Here is a 23,151-nt window from a genome sequence, read left to right as displayed (position 1 = left end):
CGTTTGATGCGTTTGTTGAGCGTCAGGCGGTAACGGTAACCTGATTGCCATCGAATTCGACGGTCTGACCGGCCACGATTTTGCAGCGCTTGCGGGTTTCCACCGCGCCGTTGACGGTCACGTAACCGTCGGCAATCAGGGATTTAGCCATTGCGCCGCTTTCAACCCAGCCTTCCAGCTTCAACAGGTCACAGAGATCCACATGTGGATGATCGCCAAGGGAAAAAGTTGCCATTATTCTGCTGCTCCATTATCGCTGCCTTCACAGGCCTGCAGGGTATTCTGAATCAGGGTTGCTACGGTCATCGGACCCACGCCGCCCGGCACCGGAGTGATATAGGAAGCACGCTCGGAGGCGGTTTCAAACTCCACATCGCCCACCACTTTGCCGCTTTCCAGACGGTTGATGCCCACATCGATCACAATCGCACCAGGCTTAATCCACTCGCCGGGAATAAAGCCGGGCTTGCCAACGGCAACCACCAGCAGGTCGGCGTGCTCCACGTGATGACGCAGATTTTTGGTGAAGCGGTGAGTTACGGTGGTGGTGCAGCCGGCCAGCAGCAGCTCCATGCTCATCGGGCGGCCCACGATGTTTGAGGCTCCGACCACCACGGCATTCAGGCCGAAGGTGTCAATATTGTAGCGCTCCAGCAGCGTGACAATGCCGCGTGGCGTGCACGGACGCAGCTTCGGCGCGCGCTGGCACAGACGACCGACGTTGTAAGGGTGGAAGCCGTCCACATCTTTTGCCGGAGAGATATGCTCCAGCACCTTCACGTTGTCAATGCCGGCCGGCAGCGGCAGCTGCACCAGAATACCGTCAATCGCCGGATCGTTGTTCAGCTCGGTAATCAGATCCAGCAGCTCGGCTTCGCTGGTTGTTGCGGGTAGATCGTAAGAGCGGGAGAGGAAACCGACCTCTTCACAGGCACGACGTTTGCTGCCGACATAGATTTGCGACGCCGGGTTCTCGCCCACCAGAACTACGGCCAGGCCAGGTGCACGTTTGCCGGCTGCCAGACGCTGCTGTACTTTTTCCGCAACCTCTTGCCGCACCTGCTGCGCAATCGTTTTACCGTCAATAATTTTTGCTACCATCAGAGAGGTGATCCATCTGTGTTGAGTTAAATCGGGGATTGGCCCTATTTTGTCAGAAGCGGGCGCTGCTGTCAGGCGGAGATTGGCAGGATATCGTTCATTACTTCGGCATCGGGTGGCGAAAGGCGGTAAAATCGTTGACTAAGCGGAGGTTGACCGTATAATCCGACCCACTCACCGTGCGCCCTTAGCTCAGCTGGATAGAGCACCGGCCTTCTAAGCCGTAGGTCACAGGTTCGAATCCTGTAGGGCGTGCCATTTTCATCTCTCCTGAATTATCTCAAAGTCTACAAAACCCCATTAAATCAGCCTTTCAAGCGAAATCTCGTTATCGTGACGTGTACTAACATCTATTGAAGTCTACAACCCTGTGGGGGTACATTTGGGGGTATAGTCCCGTTCAATGAAATGAGATACCCCCAAAATGAAGCTTAACGCCCGCCAGGTTGAGTCTGCCAAAGGAAAGGATAAGCCCTATAAGCTTGCTGACGGCGGCGGCCTGTATCTGCTGGTGAATCCTAACGGTGCAAAATACTGGCGGCTGAAATACCGCGTTGCGGGCAAAGAGAAGTTGCTGGCGGTGGGGGTATATCCTGATGTGCCACTGGCCGACGCCCGGCGTCGTCGCGATGTCGCAAAAAAGGTATTGGCAGCTGGTGGCGATCCGGGGCAGGAGAAGCAGGCCGAGAAACAAGCCAAAGTATTAGCCGTTCAGAATAGCTTCGAGGCGATCGCCATTGAGTGGCATGACCACAAAAAAGGCAACTGGTCAGAAGGCTATGCCTCCGACATTCTGGAATATCTCTCCAAAGATATTTTCCCCTTTATCGGTAAGCGCGCGATCAACGACATTAAACCAGCTGAGATGCTGGCCGTGCTGCGTAAGATGGAACAGCGTGGCGTGCTGGACAAGCTGAAGAAGACTAGGCAGGCCTGCAGGCAAATATTCACCCATGCGGTGATCACCGGCCGGGCAGAGAATAACCCCGTTACCGATCTCGCTGGCGCATTGAAAGCGCCGAAGCAGAAACACTTCCCTCACCTGAGCCTCGACCAGCTACCCGGCTTCCTTAATGCGCTGAGCGACTACAGCGGCAGTATGGTGACACGTTCTGCCACCAGCCTGCTGATGCTCACCGGCCTGCGGACAATCGAGCTGCGCGCCTCTGAGTGGGCTGATATCGATCTGGATAAGGACTTATGGCAGATACCTGCAGAACGTATGAAGATGCGCCGGCCGCACGTTGTGCCGCTATCCAACCAGGTGAAAGCGCTGCTGGAGGAAATCCACCAGCTCACTGGCCGCGGTAAGTATGTTTTCCCTGGCCGTAACGACGCCGGTAAGCCAATGAGTGAGGCCAGCATCAACCAGGTGATCAAACGTATTGGCTATGACGGCAAAGCCACAGGGCACGGTTTCCGGCACACCATGAGCACCATCCTGCACGAGCAGGGGTACAACACTGCCTGGATTGAAACACAGCTGGCCCACGTCGATAAAAACTCGATCCGCGGCACTTACAACCACGCCCAGTACCTGGACGGCCGCCGGGAGATGCTCCAGTGGTATGCCGACTATATGGAAGCGTTGGCGAACGGCGAAAACGTAGTTCATGGCACATTCGGAAAACGCGCTTAACTGGATGAATAGACAGTGGTAGTGGTTGATAGTAGACTTCAGTAGACGAACAAAGAATAGGCTATGTCTAGGCTGATCCCCGAAAACCCGCACACCTCTGTGGGCTGACATAGCCGCTAAATGAGAGGGCGCGAGGTGGCGATAATATGGCTGAAGAAAAATTTCAACCTTTAGATAGCGTGATACCCCTTTATCCCGTGGAAGCATTGAAAGATATAGCAAATTCAGCGAGATGGAGACTTAAAATAAAAAAAAGAACCAATGAACAAATAACTTATGTTCAAAATTTAATTTTCGAGTTAATTGAAATTTATTTCCACGAAGAGGAGGTAAAGGAGATACAAAGGCTTGAAGATGAAACCAGATCTAGTTTGATGCTTTCTTATAATGATGAAGATTTAGACCTGTATCCATTTGCTATAGAGCAGGAGCGTCATGGCTATAAAATGGTGTTCATTGGAGACAAACGCGAGTTAAACGTACCTAACTTCGAAAACATGGATGAGGTAGATGCGCTGTCTGAAGTTATCGAATGGATGAAAGATAATGAAACTGATGAAGGATTTATTGACGCGGATCCGTGCGAATACTTCTACGCGATGGCTCTTTCGATGACTGCCGACGCTGTGACATTCATTCGATCTATGGAAAGCCATCAGGATAAACTCGGAGTTTTCAAAACCAGCATGGCAATGCTAAATCCCATAACTCGCGCTGCGATGAAGGCTATGAAATCGCTAAGTTATGGAGAACAAAATGAAGCAGAATATCGCTTAGAGAGGACTATCTCCTTATTGAAAGAGGAAGTTAATCAGCTTAAAAAAAACCTTGAGATTCAGTTGTTGGCTAATTCTAAAGATGAAGTTGTAAAAAAAGAAAATCTGAAAAAAGCGACTGATTCAAGACACAAAAGTAATCGCGAGGCAAAGGAAATAGTTTGTGCAGATTGGATTGTGAAGCGAGATGATTTCAAAAGTTCGGTAGTGGCTGCTGACTATTACAAGGTGTGGTTAGAAGAAAAAGGTTTTTACTATAGTCTGCTCACAGTAAGACACTGGATACTGTTGTGCGCAAAAAAACATGGCGTTAAATGGTAGGTGCTGTAGCGAAGGATGTATGCTCTACGGCGCAGACCATACGCTCTGTAGTGTATGGTTATAGAAAACATAGAGTTTTTTGTCTGAAATAGCTCCTGTTATTACAAGGTCTACGGGAGAACACTATGACTCAGACACTTATCAGGCTTCCAGAAGTTCAGCGCCGAACTGGTTACAGCAAGGCGTGGATCTACCGGCTCATGAGCCAGAAACGCTTCCCATCTGCAGTGAAAATAGGCACGCGCGCTATCGCATTTATCGAAAGTGAAGTTGATGAATGGGTAAATCAGCGCATCGCTGAGTCGCGCGGGGAGGCTGCATAATGCAAAAGAAAACCCGCACAGAGGCGGGCATTATCGAACAGGTCAGCGCCTTCGATAATACCCCCACCAGCACCAACAAACCAGCCCCGAAAAAGCACCGCGCACGCTGCTACATGATGCGCACCGGCGTGAATGGCTTCACGGAAAACGAGATTCTGCGGTACTGCCGACTGTCCAGCGCCCGCAATTATGCGACAGAGTTAGAACGTCAGCTCGATATTCGCCTGGAGCGTATCGACGAGCCGAACGGCGACGGGATCGGCAGCCACTTCCGGTACCGCATTACTTGCCGTGCTGACGTAATGCGCGTGATCCAGCTCGTTAACCGTAATGCCTCAGCTGGTGGCTATATCGGCCTGTCGCAGCTGGAAGTTAACGACATCCTGACCTTATATCCGGACGCATTCACCCCCGCTTAATCGGAGCCTGAAAAATGAAAACTGAAAATATGCCCATCACCGGGCAGGGCCTCACTCACTCTGAAAACAGCATGGCCGATATTAACGGCAATGACTTTGCCGCTATTGTCCCGGTTACTTCTGGTCAGATTGGCGGGCGCGAAACCAGTATTGTGAGCGCTAAGGCACTGCATAAAGCGCTGGGCGTCGGGAAAGACTTCTCTTCCTGGATCACCGACCGCATCACTGATTATGGCTTTGGTATCGGGAGCGATTACGTCGTCCATAAATTGATTTCCCCAAAATTGGGGAAAAGCCCGGATAGCAAGGCTTCCAGCCCGGTTGCCGCAGGACGACCCGGCAAAGATTACCTGCTGACAATCAGCACGGCTAAAGAAATCGCAATGCTCGAGCGCAACGATCAGGGCCGTGCCGTGCGCCGGTACTTCATCCAGTGCGAGGAGGCGTTACAGCTCAGTGCGCCAGCGATAGCAGCCAAATACCGCCGCCAGCTCAAAGCGCGTATTAGTGCCGCCAACATGTTCACGCCGATGTGCGCCGCACTGGAGGCTGCCCGCGCTGAACAGGGTAAGCAGACATTGCCCCGCCACTACTCCAACGAGAGCAACATGATCGCCCGCATCGTCCTGGCTGGCCTGACGGCGAAGCAGTGGGCGCAGGTGAACGGGGTAGCCGGTGAACCGCGTGACGGCATGAATGCCGAACAGCTGGAGCACCTCACCTACCTGGAAAGCACCAACATCACGCTGATCGATATGGGCCTGCCGTATGAGCAGCGTAAGCCGGAACTGGTGCGCCTGTCACAGCGCTGGCTGGCTAAGCGACTGGGGGTTAGCCATGACTAAATCCACCGGCAGTAAAGCGACGTTCACCGCTAATAGCAGCGATATTTCGGTAATTAAGTTTGAAGGTAAGACCGTTCGCATTGTGAATGTATATGGCGTGCCGTGGTTCGTTGCTAAAGATATTTGCGAGGCGCTGGATATCGTCAACTCACGCGATGCTTTGAAGTCTTTGGATGACGACGAAAAGAATACTGTAGCTTTAACCTACGGTAATCGGGGTAACCCGCGTCACGGTGTCGTTGCGGAGTCTGGTTTCTACAAACTGATCGCCCGCAGCAGGAAGGCCAGCACGCCCGGCACATTTGCCCACCGGTTCACCAATTGGGTATTCCGTGATGTGATCCCGTCTATCCGCAAAACAGGTGCGTATGGCGTGCCCTTCGCGTTCCTGAATGACCACAGCAAGCGCAAAGCATCCTATGACCGGAAGGCCAGCAAACGCGGGAAAGACCTGCAGGCATGCAAAAGCGAAAAGGACAGCCTCGCTGCTGAAGAGGCCGCGCTGTGGCTTAAACATCAGCCGCAGCTGCCGGAGTTTCATTGATGATTTCCGTCCAGATGGAGAGCTTTCCGCTGGCTGTCCTGTTAAGTTCTGTTAAGTTTTTCGGCTTAGCTAAACTCAGCCACAACCTTACAAAACCTCACTTTGAGAACCTGTCAAAACCTGACGCTCGCCTGGCGGCGCGTTTATCAGCATGGCTGTCAAAAGCTGTCAATATCCCCCGCAATCAGGGTGCGATATTCACGGAAATAGCAACAAATATAGATATATCAGGGCAATTTTCTATCAGTTGTAACGATAGAGGCAGGAGTTTTGAGACCAGTATGCGCTCTGGGATAGTGCAGGGCGATGAAGCGGGCGGCGCGCCTGGCGCAGCCCTCGTTGCTCAGCAGGTGGATCAGTCTTCAGCAGCGTCTGACTTTGGTGCGCGTCGTTGTAGTTCTGTACGGGCAACACTAACCAGCTGCTGGATATCCTCGCCGGCTTTCGCGCCGATCTCCTCAATGCGGGCCAGCGCGTCGAGGGACGATAGCAGCAGTGTATCCTCACGGCCTTCAAGCTGGCGGCGGGTTATTTCGCTACGCATTGCGGTAACGATGAAGCCTGCCGTTGACTCCCCGCTCTGCTTTACACACTCCATGTCGCTTAAGACATCGTGTGGCACCCGGACATTTTTTATCTGTGACTTGTTGTTGACGCTACCTGTAGCCATTGAGCCTCCTGTAATGATCGCTGGTGTCTTACATTACATTAAGGAGTGTGCATTTAAAAGCATTGACAAGGATGCACACCTATCATTAAATAGAATGCACACCTTATCCACAGGTGAAACACAGGTAAGGCACAAAACAGCGAAGCCCGGCAGTGCGCTAACACCGTCCGGGCCTCTCACCACCACCGTTAACGCAAGTAACGAGGTAGCTATGTCCGATCATACCACACCCATTTCCGGGCGGGATTCACTCACCCCGAAAAAATACCAGTACCGCTTTCTGGCGCTCTCACGCGCTGACGCCGCTGCTCGGCCGTGCCGCGTATCCATCGAGGCAGCCACGGAGCAGGAGGCGCGTCGCGCGCTGGCCCCGTTGTTCATCCTGTCACTGGCCGTCCGCTTGCCTGCAATGGAGGCTAGCAAATGACACGTCCCGTAACGCAACGCGAAATGAACGCCGTTGATGCTCTGGAGAAAATCAAAGCCATCCTTAATGCCGCGCTGTTTCTGACATCCAGCCGACATGAGAAAGACGCCCAGACAGAGCTGATTGGCATTGCAGAAGATGTTGCCACCCGCGTGCTGGAGGATCGTCAATGACCATTTACAACGACCTGAGATGCGCTGGCTTCCAAGATGAAGATCCGCACCGGCTGTATGAAATAACGAATACTGCCAATAACGCAGCTACCAACATTCTAATCGGCGTATCTGCTATTGGCTCCCTGATGTTCTGGTCTGCGGAAAACGAAGATTACAGCCCTGAACAGGCTAAAGAGGACATGTACAGCATCGGCGCAATGCTGATGCCGCTGGCCGAAGTGGTGCGCGCGCTCAGTGATAACGCTGAAAACGCCCGCTTTGCTGCCAGTGAGATGCCTAAAGGAGATCAGCATGGCTCATGAAATCACCCTGCAGCAGGCAGCCCTTCGCGCTGACCATGCCAACGTCACGTTGTTCATGCTGCGCAAAGCAATCATCGACATGGATTATCCCGATATTGAAACAGCCCTTACGATGGCCAGCAAGCTGATGGAATCAGTAACGGCCTGGCTGCTTGAGGAACAACATCAGCGGGAGAACGCACAATGAAAACTCACACTGACATCGACCAGCACAAAGCCGACCGTGAGCGTGTAGCCCGAGTGCTAAGCCGTCCGGAAATGATTTTACCCAACACTCCGGAGAACGTTTCGCGCGATCGCCTGATGCGTATCCGGGCTGGTGTCCAGCATCTGCTAAATGAGGTGGTGCCTGCTCTCGAAAATCCGTCAGAGCAGCAGGAGGTCTATCTCTGGGTTGAGGGTATCTGGAGCATTCTTCGAATTGAGCAGTGTTGCGCCATCCAGGAAGCGATTAAGCGGGGTAAAGGACTGTGAAGAATATCCTGCATTTCCCACGCAATACCTCAACCCTGAGCCGTATCACTGCCGAGGCCGTGCCGGATGGTGTGCTGATGGGCAATCGTGTGATCGGTTATGCTGCGGTGGTTCGCCAGCTCGACAAGGGGCAGTTTGATGCTCCTGTCTCTGACGGGTTTGGCATCATAGCCGAGCTGTCCCTCGCTGAGGAAATGGGCTGGTTCATTCCTACCGTTGAACAGCGCGTGATTGTCTGGCGCTGGATTGTGGCCGGTGTGTTCATCGTTGAGCAGATGAAGGAACACGGACTGTCAGATGTTCCACAGGGCGACGGCAGGACGGTTAAAGCTGCTATGTATGTTGGCCCACAAGGTGCTATCAGCATCTACCCTGCGGCGGAACGGTTCGCTCTGGCTAATCATGCTGAGCAGGTGATTTTTGAAGAGTTCACCCACGACGAGCCACTGCTGAAGGTGGTGGTTATGTATCAGTCGATGGTTGAGCCGTCACCTCATGGCGGGCTAACGCTGTCTGCTGCCGGGCGTGAAGGGCTTTACATCCTGCATGACGGGTTTATTGAACTGCTGCAAACCGAAGGTATGCCAGCAACGCCAACGGCGCACTGAGGGGAGCATATGCGAAACATCGACTTAATCAGGGAAGTAGCAAACACCGCCGCCGGGCGCTGGCCTTACGTGCTCGGGCTGGTGGGCATCACCGTCCCAAAATCACCGCGCCAGCACGCCAGCTGCCCCGCCTGCGGCGGCAGTGACCGGTTCCGCTTCGACGACGGAGGCCGCGGCTCCCACTTCTGCAACCAGTGCGGGGCCGGGGATGGTCTCGACCTGGTGGCGAAGGTGAATCGCTGCGATACCACCAGCGCAGCACAGATCGTCGCTGATGCGCTGGGTATTGATTACCGGGCAGCAGATACAGACCCGGCAGCCAGCGTCCGCCGGCGTGCGCAGATTGACGCAGAGCGCCAGCAGCGCGAGCAGGATCGGCAACTGCAGGACGCGGCCAGCGAAGCAGAACGCCGTGAAACGTTTGAGCGTGAGTATCAGACATTACTGAAACGTGCACGACCAGGCGTAAGTGAGTACCTCACTGCCAAAGGGCTGCCGGGGGCTTACCACCAGTGCCTGCCTGATGGCCGGATGCTGATTAGCCTGACTGATGAAACAGGTGCGGTCACCGGTGCGCAGACCATTACCCGCAGCGGCGTCAAGATGGTGCTGACCGGCTCGGTTAAATGCGGCTCATATAACGCCGTGAACGCACCTGAGCAGCCGCAGGACGTGATTATTGCAGAAGGCATGGCTACGGCGTTGACGCTCAACCTGATGCGTCCTGACGCGCTGACGGTTGCGGCCATTGATGCTGGTAACCAGGTTCCGGTCGCAGAAGTGATGCGCCGCCTCCACCCAACCGCGCGGATCACGATTGCCGCAGATAACGACTGGCATTATCCGGGGGCGCTGGACGAACACGGCAAACCGAATGTCAACACCGGCTGCCTGCGTGCCGAGATGGCCGCACGTATCGCTGGTGGGTGGGTATCACTGCCGCCGGTAGAGTACAAGGCCGACTGGGACGACTACCGCCAGCAGAACGGGCTGGAAGCGGCCACAGCGGCGTTTAATGAAAATCAGTACCAGCCACAGGATGAAGCGATGAAAGCCCAGCTCAAAGCCACTGAGGGTGGCAAACCCACCGCTGACAAAGAGGAGCTGCTCAAAGCGCGGGTTGAGAGCCGCCGGGATGGCGTTTTCTGGATCACCGCTAAGGTAGATAAAGACAGCGGTGAAATCATCACTAACGAGGCCTGGCTGTGCTCCCCTCTGGAGGTGATCGGTATTGGTCGTGACGACAAAGACCAGTTCCTGATCCTGCGCTGGAAGCCTGCAGGCGCAACGACAACGACCGTACAGGCGCTGCCGCTGGCCGACATAGGGGAGCGTGAGGGCTGGCGCGTGCTTAAAGCCGGCGGCGTCAACATAACAACCAAACCCGCGATGCGCGCCACCCTGGCAGACTGGCTACAGCGCAGCGGCCCGCGTGAGATATGGCGCGTGGCACAGGCCACAGGCTGGCAGTGCGGCGCATACATCATGCCCGACGGCGAGATCATTGGCTCCTCGGATATGCCGGTGCTTTTTAACGGTCGCAGCTCGGCGGCGGCGGGCTACACCTGCAGGGGCACGGCTGACAGCTGGCGCACCAGCGTTGCCCGGCTGGTGGGCGGCAACTACTCGATGATGACCGGGATCGGTGCGGCGCTGGCGGCCCCGCTTATCGGGCTGACGGGCGCTGACGGGTTCGGCATCCATTTTTACGAGCAGTCGAGCGCCGGTAAGACCACCACGGCCAACGTTGCCAGCAGCCTGTACGGCAATCCCGACCAGCTGCGCCTGACCTGGTACGGCACCGCGCTGGGGCTGGCAAACGAGGCTGCCGCGCACAATGACGCGCTGATGCCGCTGGATGAAGTGGGCCAGGGGGCTGACGCCCGCAGCGTGGCGCAGTCGGCTTATGCCCTGTTTAACGGCGTGGGCAAACTGCAGGGGGCGAAGGAAGGCGGTAACCGCGACCTGAAACGCTGGCGCACCGTGGCTATCAGTACCGGCGAAATGGATCTGGAGACGTTCATATCCACCACCGGCCAGAAGGTGAAGGCCGGGCAACTGGTGCGCCTGCTTAATATCCCACTAAGTAAAGCCGTCAGGTTCCACGAACACCAGAACGGCAAACAGCACGCCGACGCGCTGAAGGATGCGTATCAGGGCCATCACGGAGCCGCCGGGCGCGCCTGGGTGAAATGGCTGGCAGACCACCAGCAACAGGCCGTTGAGGCCGTCAGGGACGCAGAGAGCCGCTGGCGTTCACTGATTCCGGCAGATTATGGTGAGCAGGTACACCGAGTGGCAGCCAGGTTCGCCATTATCGAGGCGGCCCTGATGCTGGGCCGGGTAATCACCGGCTGGGACGAGCAGACGTGTCGCGATGCCGTACAGCACAGCTTTAACGCATGGGTGCGGGAGTTTGGTACCGGGAACAAGGAGCATCAGCAGATTATCGAGCAGTGCGAGGCGTTTCTGAATGCCCACGGCCTCAGTCGCTATGCGCCGTTTCCGTATGACCCGGCAGGGATGCCCATCCGTGACCAGGCTGGTTACCGTGCGAAAGGCGCTCACGATGCTGACCCGATGATTTTCTATACCTTCCCGTCAACGTTTGAGCAGGAGATAGCGAAGGGCTTCAACGCCAAACAGTTCGCTGAGGCGCTGAAACAGGCCGGGATGCTGATGCCGCCCACCAGCGACCGGGGCTACCAGCGGAAGTCACCGCGCATTGAAGGGCGGCAAATCCGGGTATATGTGCTGAATTTCCTCCCTGAAGACAGCCAGCCAGAGTAAGGGATTTTTTATACATACGTAGTTTAGGTGTTGGTTCAGTTGGTTCAGTTGGTTCAGTGATAAAGGTTTATTGATTTATAAGGTTTTTTTCTTCTTCTCTGAACCAACACTGAACCAACAAAGGGCTGTTTTGAACCAACAACGAGTTATCGATCCTTTCCTGGATGGCCTCCCTGCTCAGTAAAACTCCTCATTCACTGCGTGACATGGCCTGCTAAATGCGGGCTTTTTCTTATCAATCATTGATCGAATGCGGATTATTCTGATATAGATTTGTAGACGGCTATAGAACGCAATAGGCGATGAAATCATAAATACGTCTGGGATAATCGCAGGAGCGATTCATGAAAAAGGTCATCTTAGTGACAATCTTGTCACTTTTTGCATTCAAAGCAACCGCAGCCAATACCCCTTGCTCTGGTAAGAAGGGCGGAATCTCGCACTGTGCCGGCGAAAAGTTCGTCTGCAATGATGGTTCAATCAGCAAGTCGAAGAAGATTTGCCGCTAGGATAAAAAATGAAGATCGGATATTTATTCCCAGCCGCATGTGGCATAGCAGGTGTGGTGCTTCTGGTATGGTTTGTCGTCAGCGGTGCGTGGATGCCAGGTAATTAGTCCGGGAGAGGCGTTAGGTTGAGGTTAGGCCGTAAAGGTGCTGTTTCATGCAGAACGCGTTGACGCCGGATCCCTCATGAACAAGAATGAAAGTATGTAATCGGCCTTTTTACTACTGATGAGGCAATGACCCAAATGGGCAAAGACAACTGCCTGACCTTAAAACTTGATGGAACTAGCCCTGACGAACTGCCCATGCATCGTCTCGGAAAGTATTTGTCTGCATTATCTGGTCTGTATGGATCGGAAGAAGCCGTTCACTTCAAGGATGTGAGCGAAGGGTCAGCATGTTTGAACACTTGGGTTGACAATCAAGCTGTATACAATGCGGTCATTGAACGCTCAATTTTGCAGGCTTCCAATTCAGGTAGCGCTTACCTGAAATTGGTAGCACTCCTTGCTCAGGATGGCTTTGAAGCAAGAATTATTAACCATAATAAAGTCACTATTTTAGAATTTCCTTCTTCTGTTGAAGAGCAACCTTTGGTTATAAGAAAGAAAGGGAAGGTTCAAGGAAAACTCTATAATGTTGGCGGTAAAGATGAGTCGGCACCAGTCAAACTGGAGGGAGCTAACGGTGAAACTTACCACTGCGAAGCCACCCCAGCTTTAGCTGCCGAGCTTGGTGCTCTACTTTTCAAGCAAGTAAGAGTTTCCGGCGAGAGTGAGTGGATTAAAAAAGATGAGAAATGGAAGCTAAAGAAATTAGTAATTGAATCTTATGAGCTCCTTGAGAAATCCAATGTGAGGGCTGCTTTCAAAGCACTTCATAACGCCCCTGGTAATCAATGGAAAGATGAAGATGATGCGCAAGCCATCTTAAAGGCTTTGAGGACGCTAAATTGCGAATAATTTTCGATACTAACATCCTGGTGCAGGCAATGACTGGCATGAAGGAAGGGTGTAAGCTCTCCGATCCTGAAAATGGGTTAGAGATACCCGATCCAGGGCGAAGGATTCAAGCATTGCTCGATATGATTGAATCCAGCGGCGGCTCAATAATAATACCAACTCCAGTCTTAGCAGAATATCTGGTTGGAATTGATAAGAGTGAACACCAAAACTATATTAGACTTATTCAAAGGAAATCTTGTTTTGAGATAGCCAGCTTTGATGAAATAGCTGCAATTGAATGCGCTCAGATGCCATCCATAAAAGAATTAAAAGCCATGATGAAATCTGATACCGCTAACAAAGTAAAGTTTGATAGGCAAATTATCTCAATAGCAAAATCTTTAAATGTTGATGAAATATGGACGCATGACATTGGTGTATTCAAGCGCTGCAAAGAAATGGGGATGATAGTTAAATCTCTTGCAGATATAGAGCCAACCCCTATCCAGGTTTTGATTGATATGGACCATGACCATCAGACTGAACTTCACTAATACTAGCGATCCGGCCACCGCGCCGGGTTTTTTCTTGTCTCCATAAAAACTTACCCCCAGTAAGTATCATGCATAACGTCATGACCATAAGAACGCACGCACAAAAGTCGCCTCTGTAAAATGCCTATATCTTATTTATAGGCATCAACGACGTGTCATGCCTATGTATGGCATGAATGACATGTTATGCCTATAAGCGTTCAATCAGTCGTTCGGCATCCTCTTCATCCAGAAGGAAAAACAGGGCAGATGGGTCTTTCAGGCGTTTTCAGCGATTATATTTTCAAAAATGACGCAGAGGGTGTTTACTGGATACGCTTGATGTTAAGTACCCCGTACTAAAACAGGAAATGAAGAGGGAACAATGAGTATTCGTTTTAAAGCATTACTCGCAGTCATTTTGTCATCGGCATGCACCGGCGCTATGGCATCAACCGATATAGCTTCAGATACAACACCTCAGATGGCCTATGAGGACATCTCTCGTTCCCTGCCTGAACTGGAACCTATTACTTTTCAGTCGAATGCAGAAAAACACAAGCTATTGGTTTTTATAGATAATAAATGTGTCTATTGCAGTTATGTCGTTAAAAACATCAAAAAATATACTGATGCAGGACTTACAATGTCATTTGTTACGGTTGCGCCCTCATCCATCAAGGACTCAGTTATTGAAGACATGGGGCGAGTCTGGTGTGCATCAGATCGCCAGAAAAGTCTTCAGAACGCGATGGCAGGTTTTTTGCCCGGCAACGATAGCTCAGAGAAATGTAAAAGCTTGGTGATTAAACAATCAGCACTGGCTGATCGGCTTGGCGTTGAGGTGACACCTGCGATAGTTGTACTGGATAAGTCCGCCCATATATTTCTTGGCAGTGTTCCCCCTGAAAAAATTCTCTCTGAACTAAAGTGAGCGGATGATAGCCAATAAAGTTTACTGGCCGCTATTCCTTCATGATGGCTTAAGCATCCCGTGAAATTCAACCCAACTTAGGATTGATGATAATTCTAAGTTGGGTTGCACAATACAACTCACTATTTCTGCATCCTGCGACTTGCCCATCATAAAACTTCAGCTTTGAGAAAATTGCGATATTCCGAATCTGAAGCCAGATGGTGCGCTATGCACATGCACGAAATCGCCCAGTCCGCACGGGCTCTCCACTATCAAATCAGCCCATTCGTTCGCATTTCAATCAATTATCTTTCTCAAAACGATCTCTTTTTCGTTTCACAAATTGCCATGCAAACCTTAAGTTATCCAGAATGACGGCACAAATGTGAAAATACGGTCGGATGGTGGTAGATCCGCAGACACGCACCACATCCGATGGTAAGCCAATGGCAATGGCGCGACTAGCAGTGTCCGTGACATGTCACACCGTGCAGAACGGCGAGGGTGCTTGCTAGCAGGGGTTCGCGTTGCCTTGTTTCATCCCTCTGCTACCATGCAAGAAAACGTTACTTTGGGTATAGGGATATGAAGAAGAGAATAACAGCGGCATTAGCGATAATGACCACATTGATTAGTGGATCGGCAATTAGCGCCTTAACGGACCGTATATCGGGCACACGTGAGGCTATTTGCTATAACCATCCTGATAAGCAGATATGTGTTGACGGTATAATGGCTATGATGCGCGGAGCTAGAGCAGCAGCAGAGATTAACGCTTCTTGCGAGAAGACTCCTGCAGCTAATGCTAAAGCTGCGGAGGTTTGTAAAGAGGCTAAAGACGCACTGGATTGGATCGGTTCAAACTAAAAAAGAGTATTGTCATTCAAGCCAAGCTACCTACCAATTTCTGCCCTGCGAACGCGGGGCTTTTTTCAATTTAATTCATTTCATTTTCTGCAATAATTACTTGAATCATTGCATTTATTGAAATAAATTTAAGCTGTATAAATAAACAGGGGGAGCATGCAGTGGCCTATAATCCGAACTTCAAACCCGTCCTACTGACCGCTGCGCAGATGGAAGCGATTAAACGCATCCAACAGCAGCAGCGTGATAGCTCGATGCTGAATGCTGCGCCAACAATCAGCGCGATAGCTCGTGGGCTGATTGATAAAGCGCTTAAGCACATGGAGGTGTAGCAATGGAGCAATTACAGCGCCTTGCCGATGAAATCGCAGAAACCTACATTGCCCAGCTCATCAGAGAAACCGGCAGTTCGTTCATTGAGTACAACAATGTGCGTGGTGAAGTCGTAAAAACTTTCCTTGCTTCAGGCCTTTTGGATAACGCAGTTAACGCTGCAAAGTCCTTGCTGGGGTCGGCCAGTTATGAAAATGAGGCTTATAAGATGCTGGTGGGACTTATTAACTTTAACGGCCCCAACCGGACTATTACAGAGCAGGGATTAGAAGTTATCAGCCTGATGAATCGTAAAGCCCTGTCCAAAAACAAACCTACCCTACAATAAGGTGGAAAAAAATGGCCGGTTCATTTAATGCAGGCTCTGTAATTTACGAAGTAGATATGGATACCCATAAGCTTATTGAGGCCCGGCGTCAGGTAGAAGCAGCCCTGAATGGTATGGGCGGCAGCATGGGTAGGCTTGAGGCCAATATTAATCGTACTGAACGCGCCGTTGACTCAGCCAGCCGCACAATGTCCAGCCTAAGTTCCGTGGCTAAAGGTTTACTGGCAGCGCTCTCTATCCAGCAGGTGGGTGCGTACGCTGACGCCTGGACCGTTCTGAATAACAAGGTCGCTAACTCCGTTAAGCAGGGAGAACAGCAGGCTGAGGTTATGAAGCGTATCTTCGATATTTCGCAGGCTACACAGTCCAGCCTGAACGGTACCGCAACCCTATATGCGCGTCTGGAACGAGGCACGCGCCTGTATAACACCAGCGCAGAAGACCTGACGAAGCTCACGACCATCATCAACCAGGGGTTTGCTGTATCCGGGGCAACAGCTCAGGAAGCTGAAAACGCCATCGTTCAGTTGTCGCAGGGGCTTGCTGCTGGCGCGCTTCGTGGCGAAGAGTTCAACTCTGTCTCTGAGCAGGGTAGCCGCCTCACAATCGCACTGGCTGATTCCCTCGGCGTTACTTTGGGGCAATTGCGTGCTATGGCAGCTGAGGGCAAGCTCACCACCGAGGTTATCGTAAACGGGCTATTATCGCAGGGTGACACGATCGGTAAGGAGTTTGCCAAAACCACGGTCAGTATTTCGCAGGGGCTGCTGGTGGCCGGTAATAACGTGACTAAGTTCTTCGGTGAAAACTCCACAGTGAAGTCTTTCGCTGCCGGCTTCCGCGATTCAGTAATTACCATTTCAGAAAATCTGGAAATGCTCAGTGTTGCGCTAATTGCCGCTGCCGCAGTGATGGGCGGGAGGTTTACTGGTGCGATGGTAATGGCAACAGCTTCCCAGGTGTCGAGGATACGAACAACCATCCAAAGCATTGCTGCCACTAGGCAGTCAGCTCAGCAGGAGGCAGCCGCCGCCGCAGTGACGTTGAGGAAGGCTGACGCAGACAAAGCTGCTGCCCTTTCTGCTCTGAATCTGGCAACGGCTGAATATAACGTTGCCAGAGGGTCAGCGGCAGAGGCGATTGCTCTTGAAAACGTCATCAGACTTCGTGGGATTTATGTAGCAACTGCTGCTGAGGCAGCGTTAGCTAACAATGCGCTGGCCGCGTCACAGGCAAAAGTTGCGGCAACGGGCATTACCCTTTCAAATACTATGAAGGTCATCAATACCGTCACCGCCCCGCTGGGTGGCCCTATTGGTGTTTTGGCGATCGTTGCTGCTGGTTGGTATCTGTATGCGCAAAGGCAAGCTGAGGCTAGAAAGGAGTCGATAGCATTCGCGGACACTCTGCCTAACGTCATCCAAAAACTAAAAGAGATGAATCTCGCCCAGGCACAAGGTGTCCGCGCCGATACTATTACGTCTTTAAAAAATCAGAAAGAAGAGATTACTGAACTTGAGTCTCACATTTCCGATTTAAACGAAAAGTACAAAGAGCGAATTGCTCTCGCAAAGCCGATGGGGCTGACTGATGAGAAAAATAACGGACATCTGCGAATTGCCAATGACCTTACCCTTGAACTGGCTAAGGCAAACCGAGATCTCGCTGGAAAAAATGCAACTTTAAACCAAACAAACGATGCCCTTAAGTTGATAAATATTCAGGTCAATAAAAGCATCGTCGATCAGATGAAAGCCGCGCGCGACAACGCGATGGCAGTTGCTGAGGCGGAAAAGCAAGCGTCTTTCCTCGGCGGCACGCAGGCGTTTCTTGCCGAAAAGCTGGGGCAGACAACCGCCGAGCTGCAGAAATTTAATGCAGAGAGTCTCAAAATTAACTGGGGTGGCACAGAGGGTGAAAAGCTCATTAAGCAGGCTGAGCGCAGGCTGGAGCTGTCCAAGCTGGAAGGTGAAGCAAAAGCCCGGCTGCAAGCTAAATATGACGCTGAGGACGCAAAGGTTACAGATCCCCTGGCTATCAAAAAGCTGCAAGACAAGTACGCTGCTACCGAAAAAAACACCCAAGCCCGCAAGGACCAGACAAAAGAAGACAACGCCGCAACATCTGCAGCAAACAAGCTGGCGAATCAGCATGAGGCCGTCACTCAGAAGCTGGCCAGCCTGCAGCAGCAGGCAGCACTGACCGCTGATTCAACACAGGAGCTTACCCGGGCTCAGGCCATCCAGCGTGCAGGGGAGTCACTGGGCAGCGCAGCAACGCCAGAGCAAGTCAAACAGGCCCATGATTATGCTGCCGCCATCTGGGATACAGCCGCTGCCATCAAGGCGCGCAACGCCGTTCCGGAGCTGAAAGAAAACGCCGACTACACTGCGCAGAAATCGCAGCTGGAGATGCTGAAGAACGCGACGGATTCCAACGGTAAGCTGCTGCTCAGCCAAGATCAGTACAACCAGGCATCTGAACAGTTGGAGCAGGACCATCAGGACAAGCTGGCACAGATACGTGCCGGGAAGGTTGTCACGCCACAGCAGCAATCAGCGGGGATGGTGGACCCGGTACAGGCACTGGCTAACGAACAGGCGCGTAAGCTGGCCTTAATCCAGGCGTTCGAGAAGAATAAAACCCTGACGCAGGATCAGGCGCTGGCGTTGCGCAATGCCGCTGAAACGCAGTACGAACAGCAGCGGATTGCGGCACAGTGGGAGACATGGCGCAACCAGAGCGCCGGTAATGAGGCGTTGGCTGCTTCATTCGACGCTCTGGCCGGTAATGCCTCCAACGCGCTGACGGGCATGATTACCGGCAGCATGAGCGCCAGTGAAGCGATGCGGTCACTTGGCTCCACCGTGCTAAACAGCCTGGTAAACACGTTCGTGCAAATGGGTGTGGAGTGGGTCAAGTCGGCGGTTATGGGCTCAGCTGCGCAGCAGGCCGGAGTTGCGGCATCGACCGCTACGCAGATCGGCGGTATCGCTGCCACTACCGCAGCCAGCACGACGGCGGCCGGCGCCACTATGGCTGCATGGCTCCCCGCTGCTCTGGTTGCCTCTGTGGGGTCCTTCGGCGCCGCGGCAATTGTCGGAGGCGCCGCCCTGGCCAGTGCTTTTGCGTTGTCTAAAGTCATGGGACGTAAAAACGGCGGTCAGGTCAGTGCTGGTGGCCTGTATGAGTTCGGCGAGGGTAATCTGCCAGAAGTACTGCAGATGGGCGGAAAGAGTTACATGCTGCCGGGTAACAATGGTCGGGTGTTCAGCAACAGCGATGTTACCGGCGGCGCGCCGATGATCAAGAAAGCATCCACCGGGAGTGAATATTTATCAAATTCGAAAGGAAATCCGGCACAGAATGACTCTTTGAGCAGCAAACAAGTTCAGGTCAATGTCCAGTTTTACGACCAGACCAGTGGCGGACAGCACTCCTTTGAAGCTCAAGCCAGGCAGGAAGGTAATGTGGTTACTGTTGACGCATTTTTGAGAGATTTTGAGCGAGCTGGACCAATGTCTTCGCAGGTTCAGCGGACCTTTGGCCTGAATCGTAAAGCAAATGGCTCTTTCTAACATAAATTACTTTGGCTGGGTTTATTGTTCGCGGTGAGTTGAAATCTAACGTAGGATGCGCATGGATGCGTATTGCCATGGCAGGAAGCTATGCTTTTTCAAGCTACTGCTAATGGAAAAATTAGTTAATAGTTGAAAAAATAACCTTCCTAACGTGGGCAGTTTACAATCAATAACATAGATTGAATTTCTTTTCAGACTTACAAATGAGTACCAGTAGGTTATATTTTTTGGTGGCCATAGTGTTTTTTGGGGTTGTGCAACTCTTATCTTAATAAGTATAAGTTAGCTATCGATAATGTGGATGATTTGTAAGTTTCTCTTGATGTTTTTTGCTTCTCCCACTAACCCACGGCATAAAATAAAAATTAAACTATCATTGAGTAAAAATTCTTAAGATTATCGTCGATTTTATATACTCCAGGTCGAATTGTCATTGAAAGAAAAGATGGTTGGGAATAGTCCCCGCAGAGTATCCACTCGTCCTCTAATCCATCTCTGTAAGCGATCGCCGTTCCATCTCCTTTAAGGATTTTTGGGGTAATCCAGCTTTTGTGATAGAGCACAACGCTCAGTGGACCCTGGCAATAAATTCCAGGCTTCAGCCATAATTCATCGTGCCCATACTTTCTTTTAAGCTCTTTTAATAAGTAAATAAAACTCATTTTTCTTGTCATTAGTTAATCTCTGCGATGTAGAATACGTTGTTTTTTTTATCATATGAGGTTGCTTTGACCAATCATGTATTCAGGCTCAGATTAGAACTGAAGTAGATAGGAGTCTATAATTATTACAGGTAATTACAATAACTAGTTAAACACTAACAAGAAAAAAATATTTTGAATGAGTTTTTTCGATGGCTGATGACTTGCATTGTAAAAATTCAAGTGGTAGTTTATAAGCTTATGTAAAAAAAGGCTATTTTTTTATTTTCATATTGTAATCGGACTGTTCACTTAGCAGAAAAGGAAATCAACATGAATACCGATGCCTGTGTTATTAATTAAATTAATGATTTCATCTGCATAAATGACTCAGTGACCTGCTAGACTGATTCTCACTCGATACTTCTACCACAGGCAGCTTGCATGACGAGGAAAAAACTGAAGCTTAGGACATTGCTTATCTGTTTGTCCACTGGTGGAGTGATGCTGACATCGTTGATCATAATGAGTTGTATTAGTTATTTTCAACGAGAAAATATTCGGGAAACTCTTGCTGACAGGAATGCTGCTTACGCTCAAAAAGTTGCGAGCACAACGGAGCAATATTTTTCTTCCGCACAAAAGCAGCTGGCATGGAGCGCAGACTTTATATCATTAAACTATAGTTTGCGAATGATACGGTCAGAGGTTGAGCGTGTTTATCAGCAATCTGACTATTTCAACTCAGTGATATTTGTTAGTGAAAATCATGAAGTGCTTGTAACAACTAATAAAAAAAGAAACATGGATGGTTTAAAGGTTTTTTCTGAAAATAGTTTTAAAGCAATTTCTTTAAGAAAGCCAATTATATCAGATCCTTATATCTCTGTTGCAGGTAACCTTGTGGTTGTGATATCACAACCTGTCTTTTCAAAAGGTGGTAATTACATTGGTTATCTTGGAGGTACAATCTACCTCAAAGATGAAAGTATGCTTAGTCGTATTTTGAATCAGCATTATTATGGGGCAGCAACTAAGGTAAGGATTTTAAGTGATGGTGGGGTGGTTATTTATGATCGAGATGTAAGTCTTATTGGTAAGAGTGATATGTCACACAAACCCTCAAAAACCCCCAGTCTTGATATTGAATTGACGAGGAGAGTATCCAATCCGGATCTAATATCCGGCGAAGTGATTTTGAACGGTGTTGCATGGCATATTATTGTCTCGAGCAACCAAGAAATAGTTAACAATATTCTCTTTAAATCAATAAGCAACGCGGTACCTTATATTTTCTTCTTTGTTTTTATAGTTTTTTTGGGGGGTGTTTGGTTTTCTGGTAGGATTTCAATTCCTCTGGAGAAACTTGCAAAGTTTACTTCAAAAAATGACGAATACAAAATTCTGGATACGTTTTCAAATGTTAATACATGGTACGATGAAGCTGAACAATTGAGAAAAGCTTTACAATCAAGATTTTTGAGTATTAATAAAAGAACGGAGAAGCTAAAAAATGAGTCGATGACAGACCATATGACAGGAATTCTTAATCGTAGAGGGTTTTTTAGGCAGTTAAATCTCCTTCCTGAGAATATAACATATAGCCTAATGATGATTGATGTCGATAATTTTAAAATGATTAACGATAAATTTGGTCATGATGAGGGGGATATTGTTCTGAAGGAATTTTCAGGGGTTCTTAAATCATATTTCAAGAAACCATCGCTAGTATGTCGCTATGGAGGTGAGGAATTCATTGTTTTAATGAAAAACAGTAATCATATCGAAGCAATTGCAGAAAGTGATAGAATCAAAAATATTGTATCAAGCCATAGCTTTGGAAATGTGGGAAAGGTCTCCTTCTCAGCGGGTCTTGTTACCTTTGTTAATAGTGATGTGGAAATTAGAGATGTTCTGCTTCTTGCAGATAGTTTGCTTTATAAAGCTAAGAAATCGGGAAGAAATGTTGTCTTCAATCAAACGTACACTCAGGTTGATTAAATATAAAAAATAAAAGGAATATCATATGTGGCTTTCAATTTTTCAGGGTGTTATGTGTAACAAGGTTAATTGGTTTTTTATCCTCTTTAACGCCTTGTTTTAATGTTGAATTTTGACGCGGGGTTGCTTTTTGAATGAGGTTTTACGATTCTTTTTGCACGCTAAAATCATAACGTATATATCTTTTCATTGATGGTTGTCTAAGTGTTGTCTTGTTTTTTCACCATCCTTTATAACATTTGCAGATAGTGGTTAGTAAATTTAAAAATAAGAATGATTCACATGGTGAGAAGATTTGTGAAGAGGTCGTTAACCCTATCTTTACATGGGTTGACGGATGCTGGCTTATTATAAGTAGCTTGGCGGAGTTTTAAAGTGGTAGCTTCTTTTCAATAAACCATGGGAAAATCATGATGTAGGTGTTGGGGTATGGTTTTGGAACTAAAAAGGTCACGGTAGGCATTCAGCATCTCTAAAGCGGTTTCTGCCAGAATGTGTCTACGAAAGTACCATTTTTCGAGTATGTTTTCTTAATTAACCCGCAAGAAATCAAAAAAACAGCTATCCTTAATTAGTCAGGTTTTTTCGTGACTATCATGATGAGACTTGGCAATTGCAAGGCTTCTAGATTCTTCGAGGATGTCATGGGAACTCTTAAGATGTGCTTGCTGTATATTGAACTATGCTTTCAATGCTGCTGGTGATTAAATTGGAATTAATATCTCTGGTGTACCAAAGAAGATGTCTAGATAAAAGTCTTGATAAACCATGTTCTGTTATGAACTTTCAGAAACTGTATAACTGATAAAGGGATTGAAATATGAAGAAGATTTTCTTAAGTACTTTCGCAGCAATTATTGCTCTGTCTGCACTTACTGGATGTACACGCACTAGCTATGCTATACACACAAATGATGGCAGAACGATTATCAGTGACGGAAAACCTAAAGAATCAGAAACAGGTTTAATTGGTTATACTGACGCAAATGGTGTAAAACAGCAGATAAATAAACAAGATGTAAAAGAGGTGTCGGAAATACCTCACTAACATCAATCCATCTAGCGAACAGGCTTCAATCCGCGTAC

26 protein-coding genes and 1 tRNA gene are annotated in these 23,151 nt (G+C 49.7%); 24 read left to right on the top strand and 3 right to left on the bottom strand.

The features are described from left to right. Nucleotides 1-22: 22 nt before the first annotated feature. Together ybcJ and folD are read right to left on the bottom strand one after the other, a co-directional pair. Complete coding sequence (gene ybcJ, locus JOE09_RS08600; RefSeq protein WP_105590893.1) at nucleotides 23-235, bottom strand: ribosome-associated protein YbcJ; 213 nt, start codon at nucleotides 233-235, stop codon at nucleotides 23-25. Further along, nucleotides 235-1,101 (bottom strand): bifunctional methylenetetrahydrofolate dehydrogenase/methenyltetrahydrofolate cyclohydrolase FolD, encoded by an 867-nt coding sequence (gene folD / locus JOE09_RS08595; protein ID WP_205065478.1) that lies wholly within the window; start codon nucleotides 1,099-1,101, stop codon nucleotides 235-237. Before folD ends, ybcJ begins: the two co-directional genes overlap by 1 nt. A 181-nt stretch (nucleotides 1,102-1,282) precedes the next feature. Between folD and JOE09_RS08590 the strand changes: the two genes are divergently transcribed. The 7 genes from JOE09_RS08590 (at nucleotide 1,283) to JOE09_RS08560 (ending at nucleotide 5,968) form a co-directional block, all read left to right on the top strand. Then, nucleotides 1,283-1,359: transfer RNA gene (locus tag JOE09_RS08590), tRNA-Arg, on the top strand. A gap of 166 nt (nucleotides 1,360-1,525) precedes the next feature. Next, nucleotides 1,526-2,740, top strand: a complete 1,215-nt coding sequence (locus tag JOE09_RS08585; RefSeq protein WP_205065477.1) for a tyrosine-type recombinase/integrase — start codon at nucleotides 1,526-1,528, stop codon at nucleotides 2,738-2,740. 146 nt (nucleotides 2,741-2,886) lie between these two features. Next, nucleotides 2,887-3,837, top strand: a complete 951-nt coding sequence (locus tag JOE09_RS08580; RefSeq protein ID WP_205065476.1) for a hypothetical protein — start codon at nucleotides 2,887-2,889, stop codon at nucleotides 3,835-3,837. A 125-nt stretch (nucleotides 3,838-3,962) separates the two neighbouring features. Then, nucleotides 3,963-4,160 carry a helix-turn-helix transcriptional regulator gene (locus JOE09_RS08575; protein WP_205065475.1) on the top strand — a complete coding sequence of 66 codons (198 nt, stop codon included), beginning with the start codon at nucleotides 3,963-3,965 and terminating at the stop codon, nucleotides 4,158-4,160. After that, on the top strand, nucleotides 4,160-4,579 hold the full coding sequence (locus JOE09_RS08570; protein ID WP_205065474.1) for a hypothetical protein: 420 nt from the start codon (nucleotides 4,160-4,162) through the stop codon (nucleotides 4,577-4,579). The genes JOE09_RS08575 and JOE09_RS08570 overlap by 1 nt, the downstream gene beginning before the upstream one ends. A 29-nt stretch (nucleotides 4,580-4,608) precedes the next feature. Continuing rightward, nucleotides 4,609-5,424 (top strand): antA/AntB antirepressor family protein, encoded by an 816-nt coding sequence (locus JOE09_RS08565; RefSeq protein WP_239553022.1) that lies wholly within the window; start codon nucleotides 4,609-4,611, stop codon nucleotides 5,422-5,424. Next, on the top strand, nucleotides 5,417-5,968 hold the full coding sequence (locus JOE09_RS08560; protein WP_205065472.1) for a BRO-N domain-containing protein: 552 nt from the start codon (nucleotides 5,417-5,419) through the stop codon (nucleotides 5,966-5,968). The genes JOE09_RS08565 and JOE09_RS08560 overlap by 8 nt, the downstream gene beginning before the upstream one ends. Before the next feature lie 355 nt (nucleotides 5,969-6,323). On the opposite strand, the gene JOE09_RS08555 is transcribed toward JOE09_RS08560, so the two are convergent. Continuing rightward, on the bottom strand, nucleotides 6,324-6,638 hold the full coding sequence (locus tag JOE09_RS08555; RefSeq protein WP_205065471.1) for a YlcI/YnfO family protein: 315 nt from the start codon (nucleotides 6,636-6,638) through the stop codon (nucleotides 6,324-6,326). Between the two features lie 211 nt (nucleotides 6,639-6,849). Here JOE09_RS08555 and JOE09_RS08550 point away from each other — a divergent pair, with 211 nt between their 5' ends. The 17 genes from JOE09_RS08550 (at nucleotide 6,850) to JOE09_RS08470 (ending at nucleotide 23,113) form a co-directional block, all read left to right on the top strand. Further along, on the top strand, nucleotides 6,850-7,065 hold the full coding sequence (locus JOE09_RS08550) for a host cell division inhibitor Icd-like protein (RefSeq protein ID WP_205065470.1): 216 nt from the start codon (nucleotides 6,850-6,852) through the stop codon (nucleotides 7,063-7,065). Continuing rightward, nucleotides 7,062-7,238 carry a hypothetical protein gene (locus JOE09_RS08545; protein ID WP_205065469.1) on the top strand — a complete coding sequence of 59 codons (177 nt, stop codon included), beginning with the start codon at nucleotides 7,062-7,064 and terminating at the stop codon, nucleotides 7,236-7,238. The genes JOE09_RS08550 and JOE09_RS08545 overlap by 4 nt, the downstream gene beginning before the upstream one ends. Next, nucleotides 7,235-7,543: a ubiquinol-cytochrome C reductase gene (locus tag JOE09_RS08540; RefSeq protein WP_205065468.1), complete on the top strand. Its 309-nt coding sequence runs from the start codon at nucleotides 7,235-7,237 to the stop codon at nucleotides 7,541-7,543. Before JOE09_RS08545 ends, JOE09_RS08540 begins: the two co-directional genes overlap by 4 nt. Beyond that, nucleotides 7,533-7,730, top strand: a complete 198-nt coding sequence (locus JOE09_RS08535; RefSeq protein ID WP_205065467.1) for a hypothetical protein — start codon at nucleotides 7,533-7,535, stop codon at nucleotides 7,728-7,730. The genes JOE09_RS08540 and JOE09_RS08535 overlap by 11 nt, the downstream gene beginning before the upstream one ends. Continuing rightward, nucleotides 7,727-8,017: a hypothetical protein gene (locus JOE09_RS08530; RefSeq protein WP_205065466.1), complete on the top strand. Its 291-nt coding sequence runs from the start codon at nucleotides 7,727-7,729 to the stop codon at nucleotides 8,015-8,017. The genes JOE09_RS08535 and JOE09_RS08530 overlap by 4 nt, the downstream gene beginning before the upstream one ends. Continuing rightward, complete coding sequence (locus JOE09_RS08525; RefSeq protein WP_205065465.1) at nucleotides 8,014-8,625, top strand: hypothetical protein; 612 nt, start codon at nucleotides 8,014-8,016, stop codon at nucleotides 8,623-8,625. The genes JOE09_RS08530 and JOE09_RS08525 overlap by 4 nt, the downstream gene beginning before the upstream one ends. A 9-nt stretch (nucleotides 8,626-8,634) precedes the next feature. Continuing rightward, on the top strand, nucleotides 8,635-11,415 hold the full coding sequence (locus JOE09_RS08520) for a TOPRIM and DUF927 domain-containing protein (protein ID WP_205065464.1): 2,781 nt from the start codon (nucleotides 8,635-8,637) through the stop codon (nucleotides 11,413-11,415). 344 nt (nucleotides 11,416-11,759) lie between these two features. Beyond that, nucleotides 11,760-11,924, top strand: coding sequence for a YdcA family protein (locus tag JOE09_RS08515; RefSeq protein WP_205065463.1), 165 nt, complete (start codon nucleotides 11,760-11,762; stop codon nucleotides 11,922-11,924). 8 nt (nucleotides 11,925-11,932) lie between these two features. After that, nucleotides 11,933-12,031: a YoaK family small membrane protein gene (locus JOE09_RS08510; RefSeq protein WP_205065462.1), complete on the top strand. Its 99-nt coding sequence runs from the start codon at nucleotides 11,933-11,935 to the stop codon at nucleotides 12,029-12,031. Nucleotides 12,032-12,157: 126 nt separating this feature from the next. Further along, nucleotides 12,158-12,883 (top strand): hypothetical protein, encoded by a 726-nt coding sequence (locus tag JOE09_RS08505; protein ID WP_239552995.1) that lies wholly within the window; start codon nucleotides 12,158-12,160, stop codon nucleotides 12,881-12,883. A gap of 29 nt (nucleotides 12,884-12,912) precedes the next feature. Beyond that, entirely contained in the window at nucleotides 12,913-13,419 is a 507-nt protein-coding gene (locus tag JOE09_RS08500; protein ID WP_239552994.1) for a PIN domain-containing protein, read from the top strand. 364 nt (nucleotides 13,420-13,783) lie between these two features. After that, nucleotides 13,784-14,332, top strand: a complete 549-nt coding sequence (locus JOE09_RS08495) for a thioredoxin fold domain-containing protein (protein ID WP_205065460.1) — start codon at nucleotides 13,784-13,786, stop codon at nucleotides 14,330-14,332. Nucleotides 14,333-15,342: 1,010 nt separating this feature from the next. Next, complete coding sequence (locus JOE09_RS08490; protein ID WP_205065644.1) at nucleotides 15,343-15,513, top strand: hypothetical protein; 171 nt, start codon at nucleotides 15,343-15,345, stop codon at nucleotides 15,511-15,513. Nucleotides 15,514-15,515: 2 nt separating this feature from the next. Continuing rightward, entirely contained in the window at nucleotides 15,516-15,842 is a 327-nt protein-coding gene (locus JOE09_RS08485) for a hypothetical protein (RefSeq protein WP_205065459.1), read from the top strand. Nucleotides 15,843-15,853: 11 nt separating this feature from the next. Further along, nucleotides 15,854-19,420 carry a tape measure protein gene (locus tag JOE09_RS08480; protein ID WP_205065458.1) on the top strand — a complete coding sequence of 1,189 codons (3,567 nt, stop codon included), beginning with the start codon at nucleotides 15,854-15,856 and terminating at the stop codon, nucleotides 19,418-19,420. A 1,148-nt stretch (nucleotides 19,421-20,568) separates the two neighbouring features. Continuing rightward, complete coding sequence (locus JOE09_RS08475; RefSeq protein WP_205065457.1) at nucleotides 20,569-22,065, top strand: sensor domain-containing diguanylate cyclase; 1,497 nt, start codon at nucleotides 20,569-20,571, stop codon at nucleotides 22,063-22,065. Between the two features lie 820 nt (nucleotides 22,066-22,885). Next, a complete protein-coding gene (locus tag JOE09_RS08470) occupies nucleotides 22,886-23,113 on the top strand; it encodes a YgdI/YgdR family lipoprotein (RefSeq protein ID WP_200545465.1) in 228 nt (75 codons plus the stop codon). The last annotated feature ends 38 nt before the right edge of the window (nucleotides 23,114-23,151 follow it).

The sequence above is a fragment of the Pantoea coffeiphila genome, from assembly GCF_016909495.1.
In the GTDB taxonomy this organism is placed as follows: Bacteria; Pseudomonadota; Gammaproteobacteria; order Enterobacterales; family Enterobacteriaceae; genus Erwinia; species Erwinia coffeiphila.
This window is presented reverse-complemented; position numbering and strand designations above follow the sequence as displayed.